Annotated in this window: 15 protein-coding genes, 1 pseudogene and 2 other annotated features; of the genes and pseudogenes, 13 read left to right on the top strand and 3 right to left on the bottom strand. The window is 36.9% G+C overall.

From position 1 onward, the window contains the following. Both BAU27_RS02430 and BAU27_RS02425 read left to right on the top strand, forming a co-directional pair. The coding region (locus tag BAU27_RS02430) for an RCC1 domain-containing protein (RefSeq protein ID WP_368087152.1) at window positions 1-415 on the top strand (415 nt) is incomplete at its 5' end. A gap of 262 nt (window positions 416-677) precedes the next feature. Continuing rightward, window positions 678-878, top strand: coding sequence for a hypothetical protein (locus BAU27_RS02425; protein WP_071770030.1), 201 nt, complete (start codon window positions 678-680; stop codon window positions 876-878). Window positions 879-1045: 167 nt separating this feature from the next. On the opposite strand, the gene msrA is transcribed toward BAU27_RS02425, so the two are convergent. Next, entirely contained in the window at window positions 1046-1582 is a 537-nt protein-coding gene (gene msrA, locus BAU27_RS02420) for a peptide-methionine (S)-S-oxide reductase MsrA (RefSeq protein ID WP_071770029.1), read from the bottom strand. Between the two features lie 193 nt (window positions 1583-1775). After that, window positions 1776-2021, top strand: a binding site (T-box leader). 68 nt (window positions 2022-2089) lie between these two features. Then, window positions 2090-2329 (top strand) — a binding site (T-box leader). Between the two features lie 150 nt (window positions 2330-2479). On the opposite strand from msrA, the gene ilvE reads away from it, so the two are divergent. From ilvE to ilvA, 6 genes are read left to right on the top strand one after another with little or no spacing between them, the layout of a single operon-like run. Continuing rightward, window positions 2480-3379, top strand: coding sequence for a branched-chain-amino-acid transaminase (gene ilvE, locus BAU27_RS02415; protein WP_071745099.1), 900 nt, complete (start codon window positions 2480-2482; stop codon window positions 3377-3379). A gap of 22 nt (window positions 3380-3401) precedes the next feature. Further along, entirely contained in the window at window positions 3402-5117 is a 1716-nt protein-coding gene (ilvB, locus tag BAU27_RS02410; RefSeq protein ID WP_071770028.1) for an acetolactate synthase large subunit, read from the top strand. Continuing rightward, complete coding sequence (locus tag BAU27_RS02405; protein WP_044440462.1) at window positions 5114-5344, top strand: ACT domain-containing protein; 231 nt, start codon at window positions 5114-5116, stop codon at window positions 5342-5344. Before ilvB ends, BAU27_RS02405 begins: the two co-directional genes overlap by 4 nt. 14 nt (window positions 5345-5358) lie before the next feature. Beyond that, window positions 5359-6372, top strand: a complete 1014-nt coding sequence (gene ilvC, locus BAU27_RS02400; protein ID WP_071770027.1) for a ketol-acid reductoisomerase — start codon at window positions 5359-5361, stop codon at window positions 6370-6372. 46 nt (window positions 6373-6418) lie between these two features. Further along, window positions 6419-8092 (top strand): dihydroxy-acid dehydratase, encoded by a 1674-nt coding sequence (gene ilvD / locus BAU27_RS02395; protein ID WP_071770026.1) that lies wholly within the window; start codon window positions 6419-6421, stop codon window positions 8090-8092. Between the two features lie 31 nt (window positions 8093-8123). Next, a complete protein-coding gene (ilvA, locus tag BAU27_RS02390; RefSeq protein ID WP_071770025.1) occupies window positions 8124-9386 on the top strand; it encodes a threonine ammonia-lyase IlvA in 1263 nt (420 codons plus the stop codon). Between the two features lie 34 nt (window positions 9387-9420). Here the strand turns inward: ilvA and BAU27_RS02385 are convergent, their stop codons facing one another. Next, the gene (locus tag BAU27_RS02385) at window positions 9421-10524 is read right to left on the bottom strand and encodes a CapA family protein (RefSeq protein ID WP_071770024.1); all 1104 of its coding nucleotides are present in this window, start codon (window positions 10522-10524) and stop codon (window positions 9421-9423) included. A gap of 213 nt (window positions 10525-10737) precedes the next feature. Here BAU27_RS02385 and BAU27_RS02380 point away from each other — a divergent pair, with 213 nt between their 5' ends. The 3 genes and pseudogenes from BAU27_RS02380 (at window position 10738) to BAU27_RS02370 (ending at window position 13713) form a co-directional block, all read left to right on the top strand. Next, window positions 10738-11457 carry a DUF554 domain-containing protein gene (locus BAU27_RS02380; protein ID WP_071745105.1) on the top strand — a complete coding sequence of 240 codons (720 nt, stop codon included), beginning with the start codon at window positions 10738-10740 and terminating at the stop codon, window positions 11455-11457. Between the two features lie 12 nt (window positions 11458-11469). After that, window positions 11470-12331: pseudogene (locus BAU27_RS02375) on the top strand (GNAT family N-acetyltransferase). Between the two features lie 167 nt (window positions 12332-12498). Beyond that, complete coding sequence (locus tag BAU27_RS02370) at window positions 12499-13713, top strand: multidrug efflux MFS transporter (protein WP_071770031.1); 1215 nt, start codon at window positions 12499-12501, stop codon at window positions 13711-13713. 48 nt (window positions 13714-13761) lie between these two features. Here the strand turns inward: BAU27_RS02370 and BAU27_RS02365 are convergent, their stop codons facing one another. Next, complete coding sequence (locus BAU27_RS02365; protein ID WP_071745107.1) at window positions 13762-14523, bottom strand: DODA-type extradiol aromatic ring-opening family dioxygenase; 762 nt, start codon at window positions 14521-14523, stop codon at window positions 13762-13764. 205 nt (window positions 14524-14728) lie between these two features. Between BAU27_RS02365 and BAU27_RS02360 the strand changes: the two genes are divergently transcribed. After that, window positions 14729-15652, top strand: a complete 924-nt coding sequence (locus BAU27_RS02360; RefSeq protein ID WP_071745108.1) for an alpha/beta hydrolase — start codon at window positions 14729-14731, stop codon at window positions 15650-15652. Between the two features lie 191 nt (window positions 15653-15843). Further along, window positions 15844-16488 (top strand): LytTR family DNA-binding domain-containing protein, encoded by a 645-nt coding sequence (locus BAU27_RS02355; RefSeq protein WP_071770023.1) that lies wholly within the window; start codon window positions 15844-15846, stop codon window positions 16486-16488. Window positions 16489-16596 lie beyond the last annotated feature (108 nt).

The following is a 16596-nucleotide window of genomic DNA, read 5'->3' as shown; positions in this document are numbered from 1 at the left end:
GACTGTGGGGAATAATCGATATGGCCAATGCAGTGTAAGTGACTGGCGTGGTATGGTGGCGCTGTCGGCAGGTTATCTTCATACTGTGGGTCTGAAATCGGATGGAACGGTGATGGCTGTCGGTAATAATAAAGATGGTCAATGTGATGTAAGTAGCTGGCGTGATATTGTGGAAATAGCGGCAGGGAGTAAGCATACAGTCGCTCTTAAATCGGATGGTACTGTAGTGGCAATGGGTTCGAATGAGTATGGTCAATGTAATGTAAGCGATTGGAGTGATATTGTAGCGATAGCGGCTGGTTGTGCGCATACAGTCGGTCTGAAATCAGATGGAACCGTTGTGGCAGTAGGTGATAATACATACGGTCAATGCAATGTAAGTAGTTGGCACAACATCCGATTGCCTGGTAATTAGTTTTTAATAACGATTTGTTGATGTGGAATGAAAATGGTTGCTTTACAATAAATCACTAGTAATATTATTCTATTTTAAGAGTAATTATGGAATAGGATGTGTAGAAAATAATCAAACTTACATCTGCTGAATAAGAATTCCTTTATTTAAAAGGGATTCTTATTCTTTTTCCATAAAATGAGTGTCTGAATGGAATTTTTGAACAAGCTTTATTTCAAAGCTACAGTAGAAGAGATAAATAAAGCATAGGAGAGCTGAAGAAATGCTTAAAAAGTTTTTGCTTTCTTTACCGGATGTTTTACTTGAATGCGTTGTTCTCTACATAACATACACAACTACTCTTAGCTTTGTACAGATGTTAGTAATTTCAATTGCAATAGGAATCATTGGTGGTCTTGCTATAAGAATTTTTACGGATTTATTCACATTCATCAAGTGGACAATTAAACAAAGGAAGACTTGACTATGTTTAATTGCTACTAGGGGGGATGAAATGAATAAGAAAAAGAATGGCGTGAAAAACGAGATAGTACTTTGGACATTAACAGCTGTTGTTTTTATCATTGTATGGTACTTTTTTCAAAGATAAAAACGCATCGCACTTTGAAAAGAGAGCACGATGCGTTTTTATTATTTTTTTGGCCAATTTTCTTTTATAAAGTCTTCACGGCCAGATTCTTTTTGCTCGATAGCATATTTCTCAGGGTTCTTTTTATAGAAATGTTGATGGTATTCTTCGGCTTCATAAAAAGGTGCAGCCGGGCGAATTTCAGTTACGATTGGATCTTTAAACATACCGCTTTCTGCAAGAGCTTGTTTTGATTTTTCAGCAAGCTCTTTTTGCGTTTCAGTATGATAAAAAATAGCAGTGCGATAAGATGGGCCACGATCAAAGAATTGTCCGCCATCATCAGTTGGATCGATTTGTGGCCAATATAAATCTAGTAATTTTTCATATGGAAAAATAGAAGGGTCGAATGTAATTTGTACGACTTCTAAATGACCAGATGTACCAGCTTTTACTTGTTCATATGTTGGGTTTTCTACATGACCACCTGCATAGCCAGAAAGTACTTTATGAATACCAGGAAGTTCATCAAATGGCTTTACCATGCACCAAAAGCAACCACCTGCAAAGGTTGCGAGTTCGTATGTTTTTTCGGACATTGCTGTAATCCTCCTAAATATATATGTTTTATATAGTATTATACAAAAAGTTTTATTGCGCAATAAAAAAGATTCAAAAATATATGTATTATTAAAAATATTTTCTGAAAATGTATTGACAATGAAAAGAACAACGTCCTATAATACGTTTAACAAATAAAAGTTAATTAAGAATTTTCTAACTTTATATGTTGTATATGCAAAGAAGAGGAAAGTAGATGATTATGATCGTTTCAGAGAGCTACTCCTAGGCTGTGAGAGTAGTAGCAATCGAATCATTGAAGATCACCTCGGAGCATCGCTTGCGAAAGGGAAACTGAGTAGAGGGCGGCGGCATCGTCTCCGGTAAAAGGACGGAGGTCTGATTGGACCTATGAAGCTTATATTTCGCGAGAAGTATAAGGAAGCTGAGTGGTAACGCGAAACTCTCGCCTCAGCAATCAAAGCTACTAAGTTGTAGTAGTTGATTGCTGAGGCGAGAGTTTTTATTTTATAAAAATAGAATAAAAGAATGCGTGGAAGAGGAGAGTAAATGATATAGATTGTTTCAGAGAGCTGCCCAAAGGCTGTGAGGGTAGTAACAATCGAATCATTGAAGATCACCTCGGAGCACTACTTTTGAAAACTAGTAAAAAGTAGCGGAATTGTTTCCGATAGAAAAACAAAAGTCTAATTGGACTTGCAAAGCTTATATTTCGTGAGAAGTGTAAGGAAGCTGAGTGGTACCACGATTCCCTCGTCTCAGCAATGGATTGCTACAAGTATGTAAGTAATCGATTGTTGAGACGAGTATATTTTTAAGAATTATATACTGAATATTCTGTTAAAATACTCATCTCAGCAATCGATATAGAAATAGATTGCAAAAATAGAGATAAAAAAGAGGAGCGATGTGAGATGGGAAACCAGTACATTTATATGAATGGAGAATTTGTAGAGAAAGAAAAGGCAGTTGTTTCAGTATATGATCACGGCTTTTTATACGGGGACGGTGTATTTGAAGGGATTCGTAGTTACGGAGGAAATGTATTTTGTTTAAAAGAACATGTGAAACGACTATATGAATCCGCGAAATCTATTTTGCTTACAATTCCAATGACGGTAGATGAAATGGAAGAAGCAGTTTTACAAACATTGCAAAAAAATGAATACGCGGATGCCTACATTCGATTAATTGTTTCAAGAGGAAAAGGTGACTTAGGGCTTGATCCGAGAAGCTGTGTGAAACCGAGCGTAATTATCATTGCAGAACAATTAAAGTTATTCCCTCAGGAATTTTATGATAATGGACTAAGCGTTGTGTCTGTTGCATCAAGACGTAATACGCCAGACGCATTAGACCCACGCATTAAGTCAATGAACTACTTAAATAACGTGCTTGTAAAAATTGAAGCGGCACAAGCGGGAGTGCTAGAGGCTCTTATGTTAAATCAACAAGGATATGTTTGTGAAGGGTCTGGAGATAATGTTTTCATTGTGAAAGATGGAAAAGTGTTAACACCTCCTTCGTACCTAGGCGCGCTAGAAGGTATTACGAGAAATAGTGTGATTGAGTTATGTGAGCGTCTAAGTATTCCGTGTGAGGAAAGGCCATTTACTCGCCATGACGTATATGTAGCAGATGAAGTGTTTTTAACAGGAACTGCAGCGGAACTAATTCCTGTAGTGAAAGTAGATTCAAGAGAAATTGGAGATGGAAAACCAGGAGATGTAACAAAAAGATTAACCGAAGAATTTAAAAAATTAACGAGAGAAAGAGGAGTACGTGTTCCAGGGTTGGCGGAAAGTTTAGCGTAAATAGGGAGAGGAGTTAATTGAAATGGAGGAACAGTATACAGCATGCGATGAACTGCAGAGTGAAGAAGCTACAGGTGCTGGACACGTTATTCAATGTTTGAAGAAATTAGGTGTAACGACCGTTTTCGGTTATCCGGGCGGAGCGATTTTACCAATATACGATGTGTTATACGAAAGTGGTTTAAAGCACGTGTTAACTCGTCATGAACAAGCTGCAATTCATGCAGCGGAAGGATATGCGAGAGCTTCTGGAAAGGTTGGGGTAGTCTTTGCTACCTCTGGTCCAGGGGCGACGAATTTAGTTACGGGTTTAGCAGATGCTTATATGGATTCGATTCCTTTAGTAGTCATTACAGGGCAAGTTGCAACGCCTTTAATTGGTAAAGACGGATTTCAAGAAGCAGATGTTGTCGGAATTACAGTACCTGTAACGAAGCATAATTACCAAGTTCGTGATGTGAAACATTTATCAAGAACTGTGCAAGAAGCTTTTTACATCGCCGAAAGCGGGAGACCGGGACCGGTATTAATTGATATTCCAAAAGATGTTCAAAATGCAAATGTAACAAGTTTCTTTAATGAAGAAGTGGAGATTCCAGGATATAAACCAGAACCTTTTCCAGACAGTTTGAAACTGAGGGAGGTAGCAAAATCAATTTCAAAAGCAAAACGCCCACTCCTTTATATCGGGGGAGGCGTCATTCATTCAGGCGGATCTGAAGAACTCATCAAGTTTGCGAAGGAGAATCGTATTCCAGTCGTTTCAACTTTAATGGGACTGGGTGCATATCCGCCGGGAGATCCGTTGTTTTTAGGAATGCTCGGTATGCATGGAACGTACGCTGCAAATATGGCAGTAACAGAATGTGACTTATTACTGGCGTTAGGTGTTCGTTTCGATGATCGTGTAACAGGAAAATTAGAACTTTTTTCTCCGCATTCGAAAAAAGTACATATTGATATTGATCCTTCTGAGTTCCATAAAAATGTAACTGTAGAGCATCCGATTGTTGGTGATGTGAAAAAGGCGCTACATACGCTTTTACATATGTCTATTTATACACAAACAGATGAATGGCTTCAGAAACTGAAGAAATGGCAAGAAGAATATCCACTTTCATATAAGCAAAAAGAATTTGAGTTAAAACCACAGCATGTTATCAACTTAGTAAGTGAATTAACGAATGGTGAAGCGATTGTCACGACAGAGGTAGGACAGCATCAAATGTGGGCTGCTCACTTTTATAAAGCGAGAAAACCACGGACTTTTCTAACATCAGGGGGATTAGGGACGATGGGATTTGGTTTTCCAGCAGCAATTGGTGCTCAGCTTGCAAAAGAAGAAGAACTTGTCATCTGTATTGCTGGTGATGCTTCTTTCCAAATGAACATTCAAGAGCTGCAAACAATTGCTGAAAATAATATTCCTGTCAAAGTATTCATCATAAACAACAAATTTTTAGGGATGGTAAGGCAATGGCAAGAAATGTTTTATGAAAACCGTTTGTCGGAATCGAGAATTGGGTCACCAGATTTTGTGAAAGTAGCAGAAGCTTATGGTGTAAAAGGGCTAAGAGCAACAAATTCGTTTGAGGCGAAAAAAGTAATGTTAGAAGCTTTTTCTCATGAAGGTCCTGTCGTAGTTGACTTTTGTGTAGAAGAAGGTGAGAACGTCTTTCCGATGGTTCCGCCAAACAAAGGGAATAACGAAATGATTATGAAGAGGTGGGAAGAATGAGTCATACTTTTTCATTAGTTATTCATAACGATCCGAGCGTCTTATTACGTATAAGTGGAATTTTTGCTCGGCGTGGTTATTATATTTCTTCTTTAAATTTAAACGAAAGAGATACAAGTGGTGTTTCTGAAATGAAACTAACAGCAGTTTGTACTGAAAATGAAGCAACGTTACTCGTCAGTCAGTTGAAAAAATTAATCAATGTACTGCAAGTAAATAAATTGTAAGGAGTGTATGGAATATGAAAACTTATTATGAGAAAGATGCAAATTTAGAGCTATTAAAAGGGAAAACAGTTGCGGTAGTCGGATATGGGTCTCAAGGTCATGCCCAAGCACAAAATTTACGCAATTCTGGTGTGGAGGTTGTAGTTGGTGTTCGCCCTGGTAAGTCATATGAAGTAGCAAAAGCTGATGGATTTGAAGTAATGTCTGTTTCAGAAGCGGTTCGAACCGCACAAGTTGTACAAATGTTATTGCCGGATGAACAGCAAGCGTATGTATATAAAACAGAAGTAGAAGAGAATCTTCGTGAAGGACAAATGTTACTTTTCTCACATGGATTTAATATTCACTTCGGACAAATTAATCCGCCAAGTTACGTAGATGTAGCAATGGTCGCGCCAAAAAGTCCAGGTCATCTCGTTCGCCGTGTATTTCAAGAAGGGAATGGTGTTCCGGCATTAGTCGCAGTACATCAAGATGCAACGGGAACGGCATTAAGTGTAGCACTTGCGTATGCAAAAGGTGTAGGGTGTACACGTGCAGGTGTAATTGAAACGACATTCCAAGAAGAAACAGAAACCGATTTGTTTGGTGAGCAAGCAGTACTTTGCGGCGGAGTAACTGCACTTGTGAAAGCTGGTTTTGAAACATTAACGGAAGGCGGATACCGTCCTGAAATTGCATACTTTGAATGTTTGCATGAATTAAAGTTAATTGTTGATTTAATGTACGAAGGTGGTTTAACAAACATGCGCCATTCTATTTCAGATACGGCAGAGTTCGGAGATTATGTAACAGGGTCGAGAATTGTTACAGACGAAACGAAGAAGGAAATGAAACGTGTTCTTGCAGAAATTCAGCAAGGTGGATTTGCGAAGAAATGGATTTTAGAAAATCAAGCGGGGCGTCCAACGTATAATGCGATGAAAAAAGCAGAACAAAATCATCAGCTAGAAAAAGTAGGAGCAGAGCTTCGTGAAATGATGAGTTGGATTAAGGAACCAGAAAAGAAAACGTTAGTAAAGAAATAGATTGAGAGTTTATAAGTGAAAAATATGTAAGAGGGGATTTGACAAGATGAGAAGTGACATGATTAAAAAAGGTTTTGATAAAGCTCCGCATCGTAGTTTATTAAAAGCAACTGGTTTAAAAGATGAAGATTTTGATAAACCGTTTATAGCAATCTGTAATTCTTTTATTGAAATTATTCCAGGGCATAAGCACTTGAACGAGTTTGGGAAACTTGTAAAAGAAGCCGTTCGTGCGGCAGGCATGGTGCCATTTGAATTCAATACAATTGGAGTAGATGACGGTATTGCGATGGGACATATCGGTATGCGTTATTCGCTTCCGAGTCGTGAAATCATTGCAGATTCAGTAGAAACAGTTGTAAATGCACATTGGTTTGATGGCATGATTTGTATTCCAAACTGTGACAAAATTACACCTGGTATGATGATGGCGTCTCTTCGTATTAACATTCCGACTGTATTTGTTTCAGGCGGCCCGATGGCGGCTGGGAAAACATCAAAAGGAGAAGTTGTTGATTTAAGTTCTGTTTTTGAAGGGGTAGGAGCTTACCAATCTGGGAAAATTTCAGAAGAAGAATTAAAGGATATCGAAGATCATGGCTGTCCATCTTGTGGCTCTTGTTCCGGTATGTTTACCGCAAATTCTATGAATTGTTTATGTGAAGTGTTAGGTTTAGCTCTTCCAGGTAACGGTAGTATTTTAGCGATTGATCCTAGGCGTGAAGAGTTAATTAAACAAGCAGCAGAGAAATTAAAAATTTTAATTGAGAGAGATATTAAGCCACGCGATATTGTAACAGAAGAGGCAATTGATGATGCATTTGCACTTGATATGGCGATGGGTGGATCTACGAATACAGTATTACACACGCTAGCGCTCGCACAAGAGGCTGGATTAGATTACGATATGAACCGTATTGATGCTGTTTCAAGACGTGTACCGCATTTATGTAAAGTGAGCCCTGCTTCTAATTGGCATATGGAAGATATTGATCGAGCAGGCGGGATAAGTGCAATTTTGAAAGAGATGAGTCGAAAAGAAGGGGTACTTCATCTAGATCGAATAACTGCTACTGGGCAAACATTAAGAGAAAATATTGCTCATGCAGAGATTCAAGATAAAGAAGTTATTCATTCTCTTGAAAATCCTCATAGTGAAGAAGGGGGATTACGTATATTAAAAGGAAACCTTGCGAAAGATGGGGCAGTTATTAAAAGCGGAGCAACCGAAGTAAAACGATTTGAAGGACCTTGCGTTATTTTTAATTCACAAGATGAGGCGCTTGCGGGCATTATGCTTGGAAAGGTGAAGAAAGGAGATGTAGTTGTCATTCGTTATGAAGGGCCAAGAGGCGGACCGGGTATGCCTGAAATGCTAGCACCAACATCAGCAATTGCTGGAATGGGATTAGGTGCTGAGGTTGCATTATTAACGGACGGACGTTTCTCTGGAGCTTCACGTGGCATTTCGGTAGGACATATTTCACCAGAAGCAGCTGCGGGTGGAACAATCGCACTACTTGAACAAGGGGATATTGTATGTATTGATGTTGAGGAACGCTTGCTAGAAGTAAGAGTGAGTGATAAGGAATTAGAAAAGCGTAAAAAAGAATGGAAACGACCAGAACCGAAAGTGAAAACTGGATGGCTTGGGCGATACTCTCAGATGGTAACATCGGCGAATACAGGTGCAGTTTTAAAGGTGCCGAATTTTGATTGAGTCAAAATAAAAGAGATAAGGATGATAGAAAATGGTGCAAAATGTGAAGGAGAGAGTGAAGATTGAAGATATCCTTATGGCCCATAACTGCATGAAGGATATCGTCATGAAAACGCCCTTGCAGCGAGATAAGGTTTTATCTGAAAAATACGAATGTGAGGTGTATATTAAACGAGAAGATTTGCAAGTAATTCGTTCTTTCAAAATTCGCGGTGCATACAATTTAATTCAAAGTTTGTCGAAAGAACAATTACAAAATGGTGTTGTTTGTGCAAGTGCTGGCAATCATGCACAAGGAGTTGCGTATACGTGTAATTTATTAAATATTCCATCGAAAATCTTTATGCCAACAACGACACCAAAACAGAAAGTATCACAAGTTCAATTTTTTGGTGGTAGCTTTGCAGAAATCATGTTAGTTGGTGATACATTTGATGGTGCTTTTCAAGAAGCACAGCGCTATTGTGAGGAAAATAGGATGACATTTGTGCATCCGTTTGATGATCCGTATGTGATTGCAGGGCAAGGAACAGTAGCTGTTGAAATTATGCACGATATGGATAAGGCAGTTGATTATCTCTTTACAGCAATCGGCGGTGGTGGATTAGCATCAGGTGTAGGTACATATGTGAAAGGTGTTAGTCCAACTACAAAGGTCATTGGTGTAGAACCGATGGGGGCTGCATCTATGAAAGAGGCTTTTCTTCAAAATGAAAATGTAGCATTAGAGAAAATAGATAGCTTTGTTGATGGAGCAGCTGTAAAAAAGGTAGGGAAGTTAACATTTGAAACTTGTAAAGATGTCATTGATGATATTGTTTTAGTACCAGAGGGAAAGGTTTGTACGACGATTTTAGAACTGTATAAGAAAAATGCAATTGTAGCTGAACCTGCTGGAGCACTTTCTATTGCAGCACTTGATCTATACAGAGATGAAATAAGAGGGAAAACAGTTGTATGTACGCTAAGTGGTGGAAATAATGATATTGATAGAATGCAAGAAATGAAAGAACGTTCGCTCATTTATGAAGGACTAAAGCATTACTTCATCATTGAATTCCCGCAGCGATCGGGAGCGCTAAGAGAATTTCTTGATAAAGGATTAGGGCCAGAAGATGATATTACGCGCTTTGAGTACATTAAGAAACACAATAAAGAAAATGGTCCAGCGCTAGTCGGGGTAGAATTAAAACATAAAGAAGATTATGAGCAATTAATTACTCGTTTTAAAGAAAATAATATTCAATTTGTGGAGCTTAATAAAAATCCTATTTTGTTTGATTTACTTATTTAAAAAAATAGAAAGAGAGCTATTATTAGCTCTCTTTCTATTTACGTTTATTTATTATTTTCCCAGTATCATCAATTTCCACATCAGTTGAAACCGTTTGTAAATATTGTAGTGCTTTTTTCTTTTCTTCTTCATTTACAGGAGAAACTTGGTTGTTGCGAATGATGTACGGGTTAAATGACATTTGGACATCATTTCCTTTAAAGGTTAAAGTTAATACGCCAGTTTCGGCGCTTTTTCCATTTACATAACTTGGGAATAAAAAGTTTCCTAATGAGTAAGCGATAGGAACTTTATTATAATACTCAAACCCTTGTAACCAATGTGGATGACTGCCGACAATAGCGTCAGCTCCTGCTTCAACCATTTTAGGTACATATTGTTTTTGGTATTCTATTGGACGATTTGATTTTTCAACGCCCCAATGCATATAAACGATTACATAATCAGCATCTTTCTTTTGCTCTTGAATCGTTTTGGTTACAAGATCTAGATCGTATCCGTTCGTAACGCCAGGCTTATTTTCACCAGCTACCCAATTAAAGTTAGGCATAAATCGAACGAAGGAAAGAAACTTAAACTTTTTCCCTTTTACAGTTAGTTCACGAGCGGTATAAGCATCCTCAGCATTTTTTCCGGCTCCAGTGTAAGGTAGTTTTAATTTTTCGACGTGAGAAATGGTGTCTAGTAGTCCATCTTGTCCATAATCAAGCGTATGGTTATTGCCAATATTGACAATATCGTATCCAGTATTTTTTATTGCTTGTAGTGTGGATGGGTCGCTTTTAATCCAAAATTGTTGTCCAGGTACTTTTTTTTCTCTCGCTGTAAATGCTGACTCTAAATTAATAAAAGAAATATCAGCTTTTGTTATTTCTTCTTGTACGTGTTGGAATGGATAATCAGCCCCATTTTTTTCGATTACGGGACGTAATTGCCAATCGAACATTGTATCACCAGAGAAGGTGAGTGTGATTTCAGGCTCTTCTATTTTCTTTTCGCTTTTTGAAGCTGTTTTACTAGACTTGTTTTGCATATCAGGTTTGTCTTTCGCTTTTGAAATAAAAGAGTAGTTGATTAATAAAACAATTGGTGTAATGAAAAAGGCTATTAACAGAAATCGTTTTAGTAAAGTCTTCATAAATACCTTCCCTTTTGAGTTTATCCCGCAAGTAGATTAACAATGAATCTACTAAAAGAAATCGGTCTTTGTATAGTAACAAAAAAATAGCGGGTTATATAGTAGAAATTGTTTGTTAATATTCACAATATTAAGTTAACATATAGGTAACCTGTAAATCAATGTATAAACCAAAATATAGAAATAAAGAATTCGAAGGGTGAAGAATAAGAAATGGTTATATTAGGAGCGGTTGTAAATGGTGTCTGCATTATAATTGGTACTTTGTTTGGTAAATTATTTAGTACGATTCCAGAAAGTATGAAGGGAACGATTATGCACGCAATTGGTTTAGCGGTTACTGTGCTTGGACTTCAAATGGCATTGAAAAGTGAAAATTTTCTTGTTGTCATACTAAGTTTAGTGATTGGTACGGTAATCGGAGAATGGCTACAATTAGAAGAAAAGTTAAAACTTTTAGGGGATTGGCTAGAAAATAAAGTTGGGTCGAAAGGGAAAGGAAGCATATCAGAAGGTTTTGTAACAGCTACTTTAATTTTTGCAATTGGTGCGATGGGGATACTTGGAGCATTAGACAGTGGGATTCGCGGAAATCATGATATTTTATTTACAAAGGCGATTATCGATGGGTTTATTTCTATTATATTAACGACAACTCTAGGAATTGGCGTAGTATTTTCAGCGATTCCAGTTATTTTATACGAGGGAGGTATCGCGGTTTTTGCAACACAAATTAATAGTTTTGTTCCAAAAGAATTAATGAATCAATTTATAGTGGAAATGACGGCTACTGGCGGTATTATGATATTCGCAATCGGATTAAACTTACTTGGATTTATTAAAATTAAAGTGGCAAATTTACTTCCAGGGATATTGGTAGTGGGGATAATTGTTTCAATTATTTATGGCTATGATTCGATACTAAGCCATTAGGAGACGAGATATATGGAAGAATTTCAATTTACAAAACGTATACATAAAATATTGGAGATTGCAGCAGAAGAGAGTCAATGTAACATAATTCACCCGGTCCATCTGTTTATCGGCATGTGTAAAGAAGGTACAGGAGTGTGCGCTGAGTTATATATGTATTTGTTTCGTAAAGTGGGTACGGATTTTTTAGAAAAAGTGTCGCTACAAAAACAATTGGGTTTTAATGATCAAGAGTATATAAAAATAGGACAATATAACTTATCCTATAAGACACTAGAGATGTTACAAATGGCGAAAAAACGTATGGAACGTTTTTCAGCAAATCTTAATAAATGAAGGCCATATAATATATGCATTATTTCGTTTAGATACAGATGTTGGAAAGTTTATTCATACACAAATGCAACAAGATATATTGCGTATAACAGCCGAACCAAGAGATTTATCGGTCGATTTAAGATGCTTTGATCCCATTTATAATACATTATCTTGTAATATTAGAAGAGCTAGCCTTTCTGATTTTGAAAAATTAGCAAGTTTTGTTAAGGACGAATTTAGAGAACGTTGGTTACATTCGATAGATTATGGATTTAGAACATTTAAAGAAAAGGTACCTATTTATATTGCACAGCAGGAAGAAGCGATAGTAGGCTTCGCTTGTTACGATGTAGTGAGAGGAAAGAAAGGATTATTTGGCCCGATGGGGACAGCGAAACAAAATCGTGTGAAAGGTGTAGGTAAGGAATTGTTGCATCATTGTTTATATAATATGAAGCAAGATGGATATGAATATGCAATTATTGGACAAGCGGGTCCGATTGAGTTTTATGAGAGAAATTGCAATGCTCGTTTAATACCGATAGAAGAGAATTGACCAACTCCATATCTTGGAGTTGGTTTTATTATGAAAATAATGTGGAATTTAAGTGGTTTTTGCTAGGAAATATCGAGTTTAGTAATTAATATTACGTATAAATCAAATTACTAAACTTTTTACAAAAAAAGGTGTAGAATGGGTATCGAATGAAAGAAGGTGTGAAAATGGCCAGCTGGAAACGAAATTTAATGATTTGTTGGCTAGGTTGTTTTACCACTGCAGCCGGTATGAGTTTAGTAATTCCTTTTTTATCTTTTTATATTGAGGAATTAGGGGTGACTGGCACTTCTAGTATTGCACAGTGGTCGGGACTTGCATTTGGTGTGACATTTTTAATGGGTGCGATCGTATCACCAATATGGGGCAAGCTTGGTGATATACATGGACGGAAATTGATGCTTATACGTGCGAGCCTTGGTATGGCGATAATTATGACGCTTATGGGGTTTGTGACGGACGTGTATCAACTAGTCGCACTTCGGTTTTTAATGGGATCGGTATCAGGTTTCCTTTCTACAGCGATGACATTTATTGCTGCAGAAACTCCGCAAGAACATTCAGGTTGGGCGATTTCTACAATTTCAACTGGTGGCGTGAGCGGCTCATTACTTGGGCCATTACTTGGAGGTTATTTGTCGGAGTTAATTGGAATGCGCCATGTCTTTCTTGTTACAGGAGCTTTTTTATTCCTTTCCTTTCTCATCGTCTTTTTCTTCCTACATGAAGAAAATCACTCTGCCAAGGCAAAAAAAGCACAGCCGAAAAAAGTATGGACGATGGTCCCAGCTAAGAATTTAATTATTAGTTTATTTATAACAACATTTATTATTCAACTTGCGAATATGTCAATTCAACCTATTATTACATTGTACGTAAAGAATTTGGAAGGGCCAGGAACATCTCATATCGAAATGATTGCAGGGGCAGTCATGTCAGCGACAGGGTTAGCAGTTATTTTGGCAGCGCCAAGACTTGGAAGATTATCAGATCATATCGGTCCTCAAAAAACGTTAGTTGTAGCTTTGTTTGCTGCCGGAATTATTTTTATTCCGCAAGCATTTGTAACCTCAGCTTGGCAACTATTAATTCTTCGCTTTTTATTAGGTATTGCACAAGCAGGATTATTACCTTCAGTACAAACTCTACTAAAACAACATACACCAACCCATGTTACGGGACGAATATTTGGATATAATCAGTCGTTTCAGTTTTTAGGAAATATGATTGGTCCAGTGCTCGGGGGACAAATTGCAGCTCATGCAGGCTTCCAATATGTTTTCTTCTCTACATCATCACTTTTATTTATTGCGTGCATTTGGGTTTATTTTCATAATAAGAACGAAGAGGTATCAGAGAAACGACATTTGGAAGTTAGTTAACTAAGTGAATGAAAAAAGGATGAAGCAACGATTGCTTCATCCTTTTCTTTAAAATTTAAGACATAGATAACTTAATGTACCGAGCTCATAACTACGGTGAATGACTTCACCGCTATTTTCACCACTTCCCATAGCGATAAATAAAGGAACAAAATGCTCTGCTCTTGGTACTGCTAATTGTGCATGAGGCGCATTGTTTTCCCAATTAAACAATGCATCTTTATCATTGGTCTGCATATGTTTAATAATCCAATCATCAAATTCAATTGCCCAATTTTCAGGTGTTGTTTGATTCCATTTCAATGCTCGTAAATTATGAACAGTAACACCGCTGCCGATTACTAAAATATCTTCTTGTCCAAGTCCTTTTAGTGCTTCTCCAATTTCAAATTGTTCTTTTGCAGGAAGGAATGGATTTACTGATATTTGTATGACAGGAATATTTGCTTCTGGATACATACGATGCAGGAGTGTCCATGAACCATGATCTAACCCTCTCGTCATATTATGATGGACTGGAATGCCTTTGTTTTTAAATTTTGTTGCTAGCATAGACGCAATGATAGAAGAGCCTTTCGCACGATACTTAATTTCGTATAAATCAGGAGGAAAACCTCCAAAATCATAAATTGTTTCATATTCGTTATCTGATGAGGAAATCGTTAATACTTCACTTTCCCAGTGAGCAGTAAAAATAACAATTGCTTTCGGTTTATATGTTTCTCCAAGTGTTTTTAAAAAGCGTGTATAATCTGTATCTTGAATAGCGAGCATTGGTGAACCATGTGCTAAAAATAATGATGGCATCATAATAGAAACCTCCTATAAAATATAATAATTACTTTATGTAAGTAACTATATAATTTTATTTCTTATTCGTCAACATAATAGTCTGACAGCTAATCGGAAAAGGAAGGCATTTGTCATAATGAAAGCAATTGCATATAATATATAGTAAGAATAATGAATGGGTATTCATTTTTTGAGATACATAATAGATTTGGGGGCTGACGAAATGAACGTACAAGAAAGTTTCGTTACGGCATTGGATGGATCGGAAATTTATTTACGTAAGTGGGTACCAGAAGAAAATCCGCGAGGGATTATTCAAATTGCACACGGTATGACAGAACATGCGGGTGTTTATACAGAATTTATTGATGCTTTATTAGGCGCAGGGTATGGTGTTTATGCTCATGATCATAAAGGGCATGGAAAAACAGTGAAAAAAGAAGAAGACTATGGTCATTTTGAACCAAATATAGGGTGGAATCAGGTTGTATCTGATGTTATCTTTGTTTCGGAAATGATAAAAGAAGAGCAGTCATGTCCATTGTTTTTACTCGGACATAGTATGGGCTCTTTCTTATCAAGACGAGCTGTGCAACTTCGAGGCGAATTATATGATGGATTCCTTATTTCAGGAACTGGTGGAAACCCAGGGGTTTTAGGAGTTGTGGGTCATAAAGTGGCGACAATTGAGATGAAACTTCGCGGGGCGAAAACGAAAAGTCCGATGCTAAACTTTTTATCTTTCGGTAATTTTAACTCGAATTTTAAGCCGAATCGTACAAAATTTGATTGGTTATCTTCAGATAACAGTCAAGTAGATAAATATATTAAAGACCCGCTATGTGGCTTTATTTGTACAACAAGTTTTTATCGAGAATTATTTCATGGTGTACTAGAAGTAAACAAATTAGAAGAATACAAGAAGACGCCAAGCAATCTTCCAATACATATTTTCTCTGGAGATCGTGATCCTGTTGGGGATATGGGGAAAGGTGTAAAAGAAGTATATGAAAACTATAAAAAATGTGGTGTGAAAGACGTGACACTACGTTTATATGAAAATGGAAGACATGAAATGTTCCATGAAGTGAATAGAGATGAAGTATTTAAAGATTTGATTTCGTGGTTAGATGGACATATTGTATAAGAAGAAACCTCACTTTTTCTGAAGTGAGGTTTTTTAAGGATATGGAGGAGTGGATATGAGCGAATTTGAAAATAAAGAATATGTAGAAATAGATTTTCAAGATGTTAAGAATAATTTCTAATCAACCTTTTTATAAAGCAACAGATGCCTGTTCATAATAGTAGTATAATGGTGAATGAGGTGTTAATAGTATGGAAGATAAAACATTAGGTTTACTACTAGATGTTGTTGGTGAATTATTTTCAGATGAAATTTCAATTGCTGTATCGAATACGAAAGAATATATTTATTATCGGCCAAGTAAACGAATTGATTTAAAGATTAGCGCCGGTGATCCTATAAAGGAAGGAACGATTGCTCATAAAGCAATGGTGACGAACCAAAAAACCTCTGAGTTTATTAATCGGGATGTTTTTGGTATTCCTTATCACGGAATGGCCGTACCATTTTCAAACAATGGAAAGCTTGAAGGTTGCGTGACAGCTATTTATCCAGCTTTAACGGATGGAAAGTCAGTCGTTACTTTAAAAACAACGGACGGCTGGATTCCGGTTCCTTTTTCAAAGGTCATGTATTTAGAGGCGAAAGATAAAAAGACGTATGTAAATTCAGAAGAGTTAACAGGAACACATAAATACTCGCTACAAGAATTCGAATACTTGCTTCCGAAAGATTCATTTATTAGATGCCACCGTTCCTTTATTGTAAATGTAAATCATGTTAAAGCGATATATCCTGATACGCATTCTACTTTTTTACTTTCGATGGATAATGGAGAGAGGGTACCAGTTAGTCAATCATACGCTAGCTATTTTCGCAAACTTCTAGGGTTCTAGATTATTCTGCTTTAGAACCTTGATTCGCTGTTTTGTCTGAATTTTTTACATTGTATACTGAAACCCCTATTTGGATACTGTTAAAGTGTAAAATAATTATGAATATTC

Origin of the sequence: Bacillus sp. NH11B (assembly GCF_001884205.1) — a bacterium.
GTDB classification, from domain to species: Bacteria; Bacillota; Bacilli; order Bacillales; family Bacillaceae_G; genus Bacillus_A; species Bacillus_A proteolyticus.
This window is presented reverse-complemented; position numbering and strand designations above follow the sequence as displayed.